The sequence below is a fragment of the Sinorhizobium garamanticum genome (assembly GCF_029892065.1).
Classification (GTDB): domain Bacteria; phylum Pseudomonadota; class Alphaproteobacteria; order Rhizobiales; family Rhizobiaceae; genus Sinorhizobium; species Sinorhizobium garamanticum.
The window spans coordinates 1,146,850-1,160,019 of the sequence record NZ_CP120373.1 but is presented as its reverse complement, the minus strand read 5'-3'; the positions used below and the strand labels follow the sequence as shown (position 1 = coordinate 1,160,019).

Sequence of the window (13,170 nt, the reverse complement as noted above, 5' to 3'; positions counted from 1 at the left end):
CCATCGCGCCCGCTAACGTAAGGAAACAGGTTCGACGATGTTCGGCATAGACATCACCGTTTTGGCACTGGCTGGCCTCGTCGCGGTCGCGGCGGCGGCGCTCGCCTACGGTGTGCTCTTCTCGCGCATCGAGAACGAGAAGAAGGCCGAAGGCCGCTTCCGCCGGGTCAGTGCTGCCGAGACGGACCGAACCCAGATCAAGGCCGCTCGCGATCGCGTCAACGAAATGTCGAAGCGGCGCAAGTCCGTTCAGGATTCGCTGAAGGAGCTCGAAAAGAAGCAGCAGGAAAAGTCGGCGAAGGCCGCTCCGTCGATGAAGCTGCGGTTGGCGCAGGCCAACCTCTCGATGTCCGTGCCGCAGTTTTATTTGTTCAGTGCCATCTTTGGCCTGTTTGCCCTTCTGTTGACATTCGTTGCCAGTGGCAAATTGCTGATTGCCGTTGGCGTCGCGCTGATCGCTGCTGCCGGCTTGCCGCGCTGGATCGTCGGCTTCATGATCAAGCGACGCTGCAAGAAATTCCTGGAAGAATTTCCGAACGCGCTCGATGTCATGGTCCGCTCGATCAAATCCGGTCTGCCTCTGAACGACGCGCTCCGGCTGATTGCCAGCGACGGACAGGAGCCGGTCAAGACGGAATTCCGTCGCGTCGTCGAATCCCAGCAGGTCGGCCTCACCGTGCCGGAAGCCTGCGCCCGCATGATCCAGAACATTCCCCTGCCGGAAGTGAATTTCTTCGCGGTCGTGATCGCCATACAGGCGCAGGCGGGCGGCAACCTTTCGGAAGCGCTCGGCAACCTCTCCAAGGTCCTGCGCGAGCGCAAGAAGATGAAGGCGAAGGTCAATGCCTTGTCCATGGAGGCCAAGGCATCCGCCTGCATCATCGGCGCGTTGCCCTTCATCGTCGCGACGCTCGTTTATCTCACGTCGCCCGACTACATGATGGTTCTCTTCACCGACCCGCGCGGCCACCTCATCATGGGTGCCTCCGCCGTCTGGATGAGCATCGGCATCTTCATGATGCGCAACATGATCAATTTCGACATCTGAGGGTGCTTCGGTGGATGCCTGGGTAAAAACGCTGACCGATCCGAACATCATAATCGCCGTCCTCGTCTCGATGGCGGTGATGGCGACATTCTATTCGCTTGCCGTCCCCTTCTTCGAAAGGGGCGATCTGACGAAGCGGATGAAATCGGTGGCGACGGAACGCGAACTGATACGCGCCCGCGAACGCACCCGACTGAATGCCGAAGCCGCGAGTGGCAAGGGAAGTCTTCGAGCGCAGAACAACACGTCGGTGCGTCAGATCGTCGAGCGGTTGAACCTGAAGAAGGCGCTCGTCGACGACAACACAGTCAACCGCCTGAAGACGGCGGGCTATCGATCGCAGAACGCGCTCAATACCTTTCTCTTTGCCCGCTTCTGCCTGCCTTTCCTGTTTCTGATCATTGCAGTCGTCTACATCTTCGTCCTGGAGAATTTTGCCGACAAGCCGCTGATGCTCAGGCTGCTCTTCGCTGTGGGCTTCGCTTATCTCGGTTTCTACGCGCCGAATATCTTCATCGCCAATGCCGTCTCCAAGCGCCAGCACTCGATCCGCCGTGCCTGGCCCGACGCGCTGGACCTTTTGCTGATTTGCGTCGAATCGGGCGTCTCCATGGAGCTTGCCATGCGTCGTGTTGCCGACGAGATCGCGACGCAATCGCCGCCGCTCGCCGAAGAGTTGGTGCTGACGACGGCCGAGCTTTCGTTCCTGCCGGAACGCCGCGTCGCACTTGAGAATCTCGGCCTGCGCACCGGCATCGAGGATGTGAAGTCAGTGACCCAGGCGCTGATCCAGGCCGACCGTTACGGAACCCCCGTGGCGCAGGCCCTGCGCGTGCTGGCGCAGGAAAGCCGTGACCAGCGCATGAATGCGGCGGAAAAAAAGGCGGCGGCGCTGCCGCCGAAGCTAACCGTCCCGATGATCCTTTTCTTCCTGCCGGTTCTCGTCGCCGTCATCCTTGGCCCCGCGGGGATACAGGTTGCGGATAAGTTTTAGGGCGCATCGGTTTCATGTAAGGCGCTTCGTCCTACAAAGATCGCCGTAGCGCCTTGAACTGCCATCGGAATCCGTTGTTCACGCGGCCCCTCAGAGGCGTCATCCTCGGGCTTGACCCGAGGATCCAAATACCAGCACCGTTCTGCATGGTGTAGGTCCACGCTGGTGCATATCTTCGAGCTCTGGTGAGGCTTGCGCATGGATCCTCGGGTCAAGCCCGAGGATGACGGTGCAGGGGTGGCAGCGAGGCGTGAGAAACCCGCGCTAATTGGTATTCCCGTCATCTGCCTTGGCGAGCTGCTTCCAGGCGCCCTGCTGTGACAGCATGGACCTGAGATAGGCGACGTTCGCTTCGGCCTGCTCTGCGGTCAATTCCTGGCGGGCGATCGCCTCGGCTTCCTGGAAACGCCCCTGGAGACCGACGGCGAGCGCGAGGTTCTGCCGCACGCTGCTGTCGGCGCCGGGCTGGTCAGCGGCCGATTTGAGATAGGTTTCGGCGGTCCTGAGATCCTTCGTCAGCAGGTAGGACATGCCGAGATTCGAGAGCACGGACGGCTCGTTGGGGCGCAGGTCCAGGGCCTCCCGGTATCTGAGACGCGCTTCCGACGACCGGCCGAGCTGGTCGAGAACCGCGCCCTCCGCGGATTTCAGCTTCCAGTCCGGTCGGTCCGGCGTTTGCGCTCGGCTGATCGTCGTCAATGCCTGTTCGAGCTGGCCGGCAGCGGCCTGCGCCTTGCCGTAGGCGCCCAGAACCTCGCGGTCCGAAGGATGGTTGATCGCCACCTGTTGCATGACGGCAAGCGCCTGCTCGTTGCGGCCGGTCATGCGCAACAGGTTGGCGTAGTTGAGACCCGCCTCGCGATCCTTGGGGTTGCGTTCATAGGCCTGTCCTATGCTTTCCGCCGCCTGTGACAACTCGGTTGCGTTCATCGACTGCACAGGTTTAGAGAGCGTCGGGATCGAGCCGGTGGTGAGCTCCTTATTCTGTTGGCCGGCGCAGCCGGCGAGCGACAGCGCGACAAGCGCGACGGCGGTACCCTGAACCAGACGAGGGAGTAAGGACGAGCAAGTGGCGTGAGCGGTCATAAGTGGTGTCCCCAGCATGCGTTCGCACCGGAACTCCCAACATCAGCGGCGCAACTTTCACTCCAGCAATAATCTGTTAACCCTAACGGAGCGTTAATCGCGCAATCTGTATCTGTCAGTCGAGGACTTCCATGGCTCCCTATCAGTTCATTGAGCGGCCGTCGCCGTTCAACACCAGCACCGGCAAGACGCTGCCGATCTTCGCGGTCACGCCGGCGCATATCGAAACGGGGAGCATCGATCCGATCGCGCTCGACTGGGCGAAGAAGGCGGGGTTCAAGGCGGAATCCGGCGCCGTTCTGCTCATTCCGTCGTCCGACGGTCAGCTCGGCGGCGCTCTGTTCGGTCTCGGCGCCAATCCTTCCGAGGCGCCGTTCCTGACCGGAAAGCTCGCCCGCGCACTGCCGGCCGGCAAGTGGCATATCGAAACGGCCCCGTTGACCGCCAACCGGCTGGCGCTCGGCTACGGCCTCGGTTCCTATCGCTTCGAGCGCTACAAGTCCGCCAAGGCGGCGGCGCCGACGCTGCTCATCCCCGCCGACGCCGATGCGACCGACATCAAGAGGCAGCTCGCCGGGGTCTTTCTCGCACGCGACCTCATCAACACGCCGACCAACGACATGGGGCCGGAGGCGCTGGAAGCAGCCTTCCGGGCGCTTGCCGGCCACTACAAGGCCGATGTCTCGGTCATATCGGGCGAGGCCCTGCTGGCGCAGAATTTCCCGCTGGTCCACACGGTCGGCCGCGCCAGCGCCGAGGCGCCACGGCTTCTCGAGATGCGTTGGGGCAAGAAGGGCCACCGACGCGTGACGCTGGTCGGCAAGGGTGTCTGCTTCGACACCGGCGGCCTCGACATCAAGCCGGCCGCTTCGATGCTGCTTATGAAGAAGGACATGGGCGGTGCCGCCAACGTCATGGGCCTGGCGCTGATGATCATGGACGCCAAGCTGAAGGTCGATCTGCGCGTCATCGTTCCCGTGGTCGAGAATTCGATTTCCTCGAACGCCTTCCGTCCGGGCGACATCTACCGGAGCCGCAAGGGTCTGACGGTACAGATCGACAACACCGACGCCGAGGGTCGGCTGATTCTCGCCGATGCGCTCGCCTATGCCGACGAGGAGCAGACGGATCTCATTATCGACATGGCGACGTTGACGGGTGCTGCCCGCGTCGCGCTCGGCCCCGATCTGCCGCCGTTCTTCACCGATGACGGTGCGCTTGCCCATGATCTTGCCGAGGCGAGCCTCAGCGTCGATGACCCGATGTGGCGGATGCCGCTCCATATGGGCTACGACAAGGATGTTTCCGCTCGGATCGCCGATCTCACCAACGCACCCGCAGGCGGCATGGCCGGCGCGATCACGGCGGCGCTCTTCCTCAAACGCTTTGTCACCAACGCGAAGAGCTGGGTGCATTTCGACATTTTCGGCTGGGCACAGGCCGAACGCCCGCATTCCCCCATCGGTGGCGAAGCCCAGGCAATCCGGGCGCTTTATCATCATATCGGCCGCATCGCAGGGTAGCCTTTCACCCATATTTGCCCCTCATCCCGCCGCACCGGCTGTGCGGCGGGATATCGAGGGCGCGCCGCGAGTTCTTCTCCCCATCAAGATAGGGGAGGTGCCGGCAGGCGTATGATGGCGCCACCAATCGGCATACAAAAGAAACGCTTGCGTAACGATCGCCTGGCTATGCTGCCGCGACGTCGTCAACGCAGGAGTTTCCATTGCCGGTTGAGCTTACCCCCTCTCAGGCACTCGGTCTCTGGCATGCTGTGTCGCTCGAGCAGGTGCGGGTCGATAGCCGCGACCTGACGCTGCGCCAGATGGCGATCCTCTTGCAGATCTATCTCGTTCCGCCGCCGCACACGGTCAGAGGGCTTGCCGCGACGCTCGGTGTCACGAAGCCGGTTATCACCCGCGCGCTCGACACGATGGGCGCGCTCGGCCTCGTCGACCGGGTGCGCGACGAGTGCGACCGGCGCAACGTCGTCATCAAACGCACGGTCGAAGGTGCACTTTATCTTGAAAAGTTCGGCGATCTGATCATCAATCAGGGTCGAAACCTGTCCTTGTGAGTTTACCCATGCCGCAATTGCCTGACCGCCGCCTCAATGCCTATCGCGATGATCTCGCAGAGGAGCGCCTGCGCGGCGTTGTAGAAGCCCAGCGCTATGTCGAAGGAACGCCTGCGACCGTCTCCGTTTCCGTGACGCCGCTACGGGCAAGGCCCGACCTTGAATGTGGGACCGACACGGAATTGCTTTACGGAGAGACCGCGCGTGTGCTGGACGTTGCGGGCGGCTGGGCATGGGTGAAGGCCGATCTCGATGGCTATGTCGGCTATGTGCCTGAGGCCGTGTTGAGTTCTTCGAATGCGCGGGCAACACACATCGTCGCGGTGCCGCGAACAATCGTCTATCGGGGTGCCGATCTGCGCTTCCCCCAGGCCTTTGCTCTTTCCATGGGGAGCCGCGTGCATGTTGTCGGCGAAACCGAAACCCGTGGCACGCGGTACTTCCTGTTGGACAGCGGATTGGCTGTCATCGCCAATCATTGCGCTCCGGCCGGCGAAGCACTCGCCGGCGACTATGTCAGCGTCGCGACGCGCTTTCTCGAGACCCCCTATCTCTGGGGCGGCCGATCCGGTTTCGGCATCGACTGCTCCGGCCTCGTGCAGCTTGCGATGCAGATGGTGGGAGGCAATGCGCCACGCGACTCCGACATGCAGGCGAGTGGCCTCGGCCGGGCCATAAGTCGCGAGGAACTCGGGCGCGGCGATCTGGTCTTCTGGAAGGGCCATGTGGCGATCATGGAGGACGAGCGCACGCTGATTCATGCCAACGGCCATACAATGACGGTTGCGCGCGAAGGGCTCGAGGATGCGATCCGCCGCATCGGCTGGCTCTACAACCAGCCGACCGGCTATCGCCGGCCGTAGGTCGGGATGATTTGTCGGGTTTTTTTGACAACTTGGTTGCCCCTCATCCGCCTGCCGGAACCTTCTCCCCGCAGGTGGGTAGAAGGGGATGTGCCGCAACGCCTTGGTCCCCTCTCCCCGCCTGCGGGGAGAGGGTTAGGGTGAGGGGGCAATCCGCTGCGTCGGGCCCGGTCGTGCAATGTCGATATCAATAGCCGGCTAATCTATCAACAACATGCTCGAGCGGCATGCCGCTTTCGAACCGGGCGATCTGCTGCTCGACATGGGCAAAGAGCGCCTTGACGTCGGAAGAGGCGGCGACATGGGGCGTTACGTAGACGTTGGGCATGGTCCAGAAGCGGCTGTCCGGTGAGAGGGGCTCCTCCTCGAAGACGTCGAGCGACGCCGCTCCCAAGACGCCGGAATCAAGGCATTCCAGGATGTCTGCTTCCACCTGGCTGCCGCCGCGTCCGGCGTTGATGAACACCGGCGCGCCAAAAGGCCCCTTGCGGCTGAGCTTTGCGAACAGATCGGCATCGAATATGCCTTTGGTTTCCGCCGTCAGCGGTAGCAGGCCGACGAGAAAGTCGGTGCGTGCCAGAAAGGCATCGAGGTCGCTAGCGCCGTAGCTGTCCATCCCCTCGATTGCCCGCATGGTTCGCGACCAGCCGATCACATTGAAGCCCATGACCGCGAGCTTTCGCGCGGCGTCCTGGCCGAGTACGCCCATGCCCATGATGCCGACGGTGACGTCGGCAGCCTCCGGCTGGATGAGGTCGCGCCATTCCCGCTTCTGGGCCAAGGCCTCGTAGGCGCGATGCTGGCGCAGATGCAGGAGGCACTGCATCACCACCCATTCGCTCATGCGTGTGGTCAGCGTCTGGTCGACGAAGCGCACAAGCGGTACGTCCGGCAGACCCGGCAGTGTCAAGACGTGGTCGACGCCGGCGCCGCCGGAAAACACCACCTTCAGGTCGGGTGCGCGCGAAAAGAGATCCGGCGCCGATATCCAGACCACCGCGTAATCGATGCCGGAGAGATCTCGATTCCTTTGCGCCGGATCCGCGCGATTGATCACCTCGCGATCGGGAAATGCTCCTTGCAGAGCGGCCTCCACCTCCTCCGGAATGAATTTCAGGTCGACGATGACGGGACTCTTGGCGGGCATTCTTAAGAACTCTATTGACGGATGGCGGAGAGATTGACGGCCTCGAGATCGAAGGCGGCGGCCATCAAAGCCTTGGTGTAGTCTTCGCCCGGCGCCTCGAAGATGCGCTCGGCCGGTCCCTGTTCGACCACCTTGCCGAGGCGCATGACGATCATCTCGTTGGCAAGCGCGCGGACGACCTTGAGATCGTGGCTGATGAACAAATAAGCGAGATTGTGTTTGCGCTGAAGCTCGCGGAGCAGGTCAACTACCTGCGCCTGCACGCTCATGTCGAGCGCCGAGGTCGGCTCATCGAGCATAACGAATTGCGGCTTCAGCACCATGGCGCGGGCGATTGCGATGCGCTGCCGCTGGCCGCCGGAAAATTCGTGCGGATAGCGCCAGCGGGTTGCCGGATCGAGCCCGACCTCCTGAAGGGCGGCGGCGACGCGCGCGTCGCGTTCTTCGCCGGAGAGGGCGCTTTCGTGGATCTTCAGCCCCTCGCCGATGATGTCAGCGATCGACATGCGCGGGCTCAGCGAGCCGTAAGGATCCTGGAAGACCACCTGCATCCGGCTCCTGAGCGGCCGCATTTCGCGGAAGCTGTAGGCCTCGATGTCCTTGCCTACGAAAGCGATGCGGCCCTTCGAGGAGATGAGGCGCGTCAGCGCCAGGCCCAGCGTCGTCTTGCCCGAGCCGGACTCGCCGACGACGCCGAGCGTCTGGCCGGCACGAAGCGTCAGGTCGACGCCGTCCACCGCTTTGACGTGGTCGACGACACGGCGCATGAAGCCCGCCTTGATCGGGAACCAGACCTTCACGTCCCTGGCCTCGATGACGATCGGCTTCGAGGTATCGGAAGGCGGCGGCTCGCCCTTGGGCTCGGAGGCGAGCAGATGGCGGGTATAGGCGTGCTGCGGGTTGGCGAAGATCTCGGCTGTCGGTCCGGTTTCGACGATCTTGCCCTTGGTCATCACGCAGACCCGATCGGCGATCTTGCGGACGATGCCGAGGTCGTGCGTGATGAAGAGCATGGACATGCCGTGCTCGTCCTTGAGCGACTTCAGAAGTTCCAGGATCTGCGCCTGCACGGTCACGTCGAGCGCCGTCGTCGGCTCGTCGGCAATCAGCAGTTCCGGCCGGTTGGCGAGCGCCATGGCGATCATGACGCGCTGGCGCTGGCCGCCGGAAAGCTGGTGCGGATAGGCGCCGAGGCGCTTTTCCGCTTCGCGGATGCCCACCTGGTTCAGGAGATCCAGCGTTTTCGCCCGCGCGGCGGCGCCCTCGATGCCCTGGTGAAGATCGAGGATCTCGCCGATCTGCTGCTCGATCGTGTGCAGTGGGTTCAGCGACGTCATCGGTTCCTGGAAGATCATAGTGATGTCGTTGCCGCGGACGTGCCTGAGCTCGGCATCGCTTGCCTTCAGGAGATCCTTGCCGTTGAAGAAGATCTCGCCGCTCGGGTGGCTCGCGGCCGGATAGGGCAGCAACTTCAAGATCGAATTCGCCGATACCGACTTTCCCGAACCGGACTCGCCGACGAGCGCGACCGTCTCACCGCGCTTGATGTCGAAGGAAATGTGGTCGACCGCGACCGACGTTTCGCCGCCCTGATGGAAGGCGACGGAGAGATCGCGCACGGAAAGAAGGGTCTCTGTCATCGTTGCGCTCACCGGAATGTCTTTCTTGGGTCGAAGGCATCGCGCGTCGCTTCGCCGACGAAGATCAGCAGCGAAAGCATCACCGACATGGCGCAGAAGGCCGTCAGCCCCAGCCACGGCGCCTGGAGGTTGGACTTGCCCTGGGCGATCATCTCGCCAAGCGAGGGCGAACCCGGCGGCATGCCGAAACCGAGAAAGTCGAGCGACGTCAGCGTGGTGATCGAGCCGGAGAGAATGAAGGGCAGGAAGGTGAGTGTGGCGACCATCGCGTTTGGCAGCAGGTGACGGTACATGATCGTGCCGTTGCCGACACCGAGCGCGCGTGCGGCGTTCACATACTCGAAGTTGCGGGCTCTCAGAAACTCCGCCCTGACCACGCCCACGAAGCCGACCCAGGAGAAAAGCAGCATGATGCCGAGCAGGATGAAGAAGCCGGGCGGCAGGATGGCGGCGATGATCAGCAGGATATAGAGCACTGGCATCGACGACCAGATTTCTATGAAGCGTTGCAGCAGGAGGTCGGTCCAGCCGCCGAAGTAGCCCTGGACGGCGCCGGCCGAAACCCCGATCACGGCGGAGGCGATCGTGAGCAGCAGGCCGAAGAGCACCGAGAGACGGAAACCGTAGATCATCCGCGCCATCACGTCGCGCGCCTGGTCGTCGGTACCGAGCCAGTTGAGGTTGCCGAGCGTGCAGCCCGGATCGGCGGCACCTTGCGGGTAGGCGGAGCAGCGCTCCTCCTTGCTCATCAGCCAGAAAGGCGGCGTCGGCGCCGAATGGGGAATGTTCGAGTTGACCGTCTGGTAGGAATAGCGGATCGGCGGCCAGATCATCCAGCCATTGGCCTCGATCTCGTCACGGATGAAGTCCGATCGGTAGTCCGTTTCGGCAAGAAAACCGCCGAACTTCTCCTCAGGATAATTGACCAGAACCGGAAAAAGAATCTCGTCCTTGTACGAGGCAACGAGCGGCTTGTCGTTGGCGATGAATTCGGCGCAAAGGCTAAGGCCGAAGAGGACAAGAAAGATCCAGAACGACCAGTAGCCGCGGCGGTTGGCCTTGAAGTTCTGCCAGCGCCGCCGTCCGATCGGTGTCAGCCAGCCTTTGGCGGGAGCTCCGTCTTGGCGGGGAAGGGTCGTGACTGTACTCATCAGACGTCCCTCCGCTCGAAGTCGATGCGCGGATCGACCCAGGTGTAGATCAGATCGGAGATCAGACTGACGAAGAGGCCCATCAGCGAGAAGATGTAGAGCGTCGCGAAGACGATGGGATAGTCGCGCTTGACGACGGCGTCGTAGCCGAGCCGGCCGAGCCCATCGAGGGAGAAGATGTATTCGATCAACAGGGAACCGGTGAAGAAGGCGGAGATGAAGGCGCCGGGAAAGCCGGCGATGATGATCAGCATGGCGTTGCGGAAGACGTGGCCGTAAAGCACTTGCCGCTCTGCCAACCCTTTCGCCCGCGCCGTCGTCACATATTGCTTCTTGATCTCGTCGATGAAGGAGTTCTTGGTGAGCAGGGTCGTCGTCGCGAAGGCCGAAAGCAGGAGCGTGATCAGCGGCAACGTCATGTGCCAGAAGTAGTCGAGGATCTTCTGCCACCAGGGGAGCTCATAGAAATTGTCCGAGACGAGACCGCGCAGAGGGAACCAGTCGAAGAAGGATCCGCCGGCAAAAACGACGATCAGCAGGATGCCGAACAGGAAACCCGGAACGGCATAGCCGATGATGATGATGCCGGACGTCCAGACATCGAAGGTCGAACCGTCGGTGACGGCCTTCCTAATGCCGAGCGGGATCGAAATGGCGTAGGAAAAGATGAGGATCCAGACGCCGAGCGAGATGGAGACCGGCATCTTGTCGACGATGAGGTCGACAACGGACGTGTTGCGGAAGAAGCTTTCGCCGAAATCGAAGCGGGCATAGTTCCACATCATCGTCAGGAAGCGTTCGAGCGGCGGCTTGTCGAAGCCGAACTGTTTCTCGAGCTTTGCGATGAACTCGGGATCGAGGCCCTGCGCTCCGCGATATCGGCCGCCCTCGTCGCCGCCGCTTTGGAGCAGATCGCCGCCGCCGGTCAGCCGGTCCGATCCGGCGGCGTTCGTCAACTCCGATATCACCTGCTCCACCGGCCCGCCCGGCGCGAACTGCACGACGGCGAAGGAGATGGCCATGATCCCGATGATCGTCGGGATCATCAAGAGCAGTCGACGCAGGATATAGGCACCCATCAGGCGAACCTCGGCATCGTTTTGCCGCCGATCGCGTCGATCCGCGGTGCTTCGGGTTGCCGTCTATTTCGTCTCAATCCCTGATACTCCTTGCCGTGCGTTTCGAGCCCGGCCACTGCCGTATTTAAGTGATTCGCTATTTGCATTTGGAATCGAGAGCCAGCTCGAGCGCAAGGTCTCATTGCTTGGCGGCGGCCGACGACCACCAGATGTCGGGAAAGCCGATCGCGTATTTCGGCAGCTCCGGCGGCCTGCCGATCGTATCGCGGTAAGCGATATTTGCTGCCTTCGGGTAGTAGAGCGGCACGACATAATGGTGGGCGAGCAGAACCCGGTCGAGCGCCTTCGTGGCGGCAACGAGCGTCTCGCGGTCCTTGGCGAAGATGACGCGATTGATCAGAGCGTCGACGCCCGGATCGCTGATTCCGGCGTAATTTCTCGAACCCTCCCGCGAGGCCGATGTCGAACCCCAGAAGTCCTCCTGTTCATTTCCCGGGCTCAGTGTTTGTCCCCAGACTTCCCAGGTCATGTCGTAGTCAAAGGCCCGCTCCCGGTTCGTATATTGCGACGGGTCGACGGTGCGCACGCTCGCCTCGATGCCGATCCGCTTGAGGTTCTGGGCATAGGGCAGCGCCACCCGCTCCAGCATCGGACTGCTCAAGAGAATCTCGAAGGAGAACGGCCTGCCGGTCGCCGTATTCACCATGCGGTTGCCTTTGAGCTCGAAGCCAGCCTCCTTCAAGAGAGCGACCGCCTTGCGCAGATTGTCGCGCGCGTTCTGCGGTGTGCCGCCGACCGGATTGGCATAGGGCGTCGTGAAGACCTCGGGTGGGACCTTGTCCTTGACCTCCTTCAGGATTTCCAGCTCGAGACCCTCCGGCAGGCCGGTGGAGGCCAGCTCCGTCAGGAAGAAATAGCTGTCCACGCGCGTGTACTGATTGAAGAAGACGGTGCGGTTCAGCTCCTCGAAGTCGAGGGCATAGTTGAGGGCCTCGCGCACACGTTCGTCATCGAACGGCTTGCGGCGCATGTTCGGCACCAGCGCCTGCATCACGCCGGTCGCCCGGAACGGCACCTCCTCGCGTTTTATGTGTCCTTCCTTGACGGCCGGAAAATCGTAACCGGTCGCCCACCGGCGTGCCTGGGTCTCGCGCCAGAAATCGATGTCACCGGCCCGGAAGGCCTCGAACTCGACTCCGCTGTCGCCGAAGAAGGTGTAGGTGATGGAGTCGAAATTGTTCTGGCCGACATTGACGTTGAGGTTTGCGCCCCAATAGTCGTCCCTCCGCTCGTAACGGATCGTCGATCCGGCCGAAAACGAGGCGATTCGATAGGGGCCCGAGCCGATCACCGGCTCCAGCGTCGTGCGATTGATGTCGCGCGGCTTGCCATCCGGGCCAGGCCCTTCCCACCAGTGCTTCGGGACGATCAGGAGCTGGCCCAGGATGTGCGGCAGCTCGCGATTGTTCTTCTCGTCGAAGCGGAACGTGACTTCGTGCTCGCCTATCTTCTCCGCTCCGACGACATGCTTGTAATAGCTCTGGTAAAGCGGATTGAGCTCCTTGCCCTTCTCGAAGCTGAAGATGACGTCTTCCGGTGTCACGGGTTTTCCGTCCGACCACTTCGCTTCCTTCCTCAGGCGGAATGTGGCGGACGAGATGTCGTCCGGGAACGAAACGCTTTCGGCAAGCAGGCCATAGGCCGTTGAAATTTCGTCATCTGCCGGCTTCATCAGAGTGTCGAAAACGAGTGCCAACCCCACGGCCGCCTCACCCTTTTCGAGCAGCGGATTGAACGTGTCGAAGGTCCCCGTCTGGGAGAGCCGGACGTCGCCGCCTTTCGGGGCGTCGGGGTTCACATAGTCGAAGCGTTCGAAGCCCGGTGGATATTTGAGCTCGCCGACGAGCGAAAGACCATGGTGCCAAACGGGCTGCTGTTGGGCGCGCGCCCCAATCGGTAAGAGCAGAGGTATTGCCAGAAGTGCGGTCGCCAGTCTCGTCTTCACAATACCGCTCAAATCCAGCATCCAGTTGCTTCCCCTTATCGTTCGATGATCTTTCGGACCAGAATAGGCGAAATCGGGGC

General features: G+C 62.1%; 11 protein-coding genes. 5 read left to right on the top strand and 6 right to left on the bottom strand.

From position 1 onward, the window contains the following. Positions 1-37 precede the first annotated feature (37 nt). Positions 38-1,048 carry a type II secretion system F family protein gene (locus tag PZN02_RS05550; RefSeq protein WP_280660604.1) on the top strand — a complete coding sequence of 337 codons (1,011 nt, stop codon included), beginning with the start codon at positions 38-40 and terminating at the stop codon, positions 1,046-1,048. 70 nt (positions 1,049-1,118) lie between these two features. Continuing rightward, positions 1,119-2,042 carry a type II secretion system F family protein gene (locus tag PZN02_RS05545; protein WP_425336285.1) on the top strand — a complete coding sequence of 308 codons (924 nt, stop codon included), beginning with the start codon at positions 1,119-1,121 and terminating at the stop codon, positions 2,040-2,042. Between the two features lie 264 nt (positions 2,043-2,306). Here PZN02_RS05545 and PZN02_RS05540 read toward each other — a convergent pair whose 3' ends face one another. After that, positions 2,307-3,128, bottom strand: a complete 822-nt coding sequence (locus PZN02_RS05540) for a tetratricopeptide repeat protein (RefSeq protein WP_280660602.1) — start codon at positions 3,126-3,128, stop codon at positions 2,307-2,309. Positions 3,129-3,259: 131 nt separating this feature from the next. Between PZN02_RS05540 and PZN02_RS05535 the strand changes: the two genes are divergently transcribed. From PZN02_RS05535 to PZN02_RS05525, 3 genes are all read left to right on the top strand, one after another. Next, positions 3,260-4,651 (top strand): leucyl aminopeptidase family protein, encoded by a 1,392-nt coding sequence (locus PZN02_RS05535; RefSeq protein ID WP_280660601.1) that lies wholly within the window; start codon positions 3,260-3,262, stop codon positions 4,649-4,651. Positions 4,652-4,854: 203 nt separating this feature from the next. Further along, the gene (locus tag PZN02_RS05530; protein ID WP_280660600.1) at positions 4,855-5,205 is read left to right on the top strand and encodes a MarR family winged helix-turn-helix transcriptional regulator; all 351 of its coding nucleotides are present in this window, start codon (positions 4,855-4,857) and stop codon (positions 5,203-5,205) included. Positions 5,206-5,213: 8 nt separating this feature from the next. After that, a complete protein-coding gene (locus PZN02_RS05525) occupies positions 5,214-6,068 on the top strand; it encodes a C40 family peptidase (protein WP_280660599.1) in 855 nt (284 codons plus the stop codon). A 187-nt stretch (positions 6,069-6,255) separates the two neighbouring features. Here PZN02_RS05525 and PZN02_RS05520 read toward each other — a convergent pair whose 3' ends face one another. The 5 genes from PZN02_RS05520 to PZN02_RS05500 form a co-directional block, all read right to left on the bottom strand. Continuing rightward, positions 6,256-7,215, bottom strand: a complete 960-nt coding sequence (locus tag PZN02_RS05520) for a 2-hydroxyacid dehydrogenase (RefSeq protein ID WP_280660598.1) — start codon at positions 7,213-7,215, stop codon at positions 6,256-6,258. Between the two features lie 11 nt (positions 7,216-7,226). Next, positions 7,227-8,855: an ABC transporter ATP-binding protein gene (locus PZN02_RS05515; RefSeq protein ID WP_280660597.1), complete on the bottom strand. Its 1,629-nt coding sequence runs from the start codon at positions 8,853-8,855 to the stop codon at positions 7,227-7,229. Positions 8,856-8,863: 8 nt separating this feature from the next. After that, complete coding sequence (locus PZN02_RS05510) at positions 8,864-10,006, bottom strand: ABC transporter permease (RefSeq protein WP_280660596.1); 1,143 nt, start codon at positions 10,004-10,006, stop codon at positions 8,864-8,866. Next, positions 10,006-11,085: a microcin C ABC transporter permease YejB gene (locus PZN02_RS05505; RefSeq protein WP_280660595.1), complete on the bottom strand. Its 1,080-nt coding sequence runs from the start codon at positions 11,083-11,085 to the stop codon at positions 10,006-10,008. Before PZN02_RS05505 ends, PZN02_RS05510 begins: the two co-directional genes overlap by 1 nt. Positions 11,086-11,263: 178 nt before the next feature. After that, complete coding sequence (locus PZN02_RS05500; protein WP_280660594.1) at positions 11,264-13,111, bottom strand: extracellular solute-binding protein; 1,848 nt, start codon at positions 13,109-13,111, stop codon at positions 11,264-11,266. Positions 13,112-13,170: the final 59 nt, after the last annotated feature.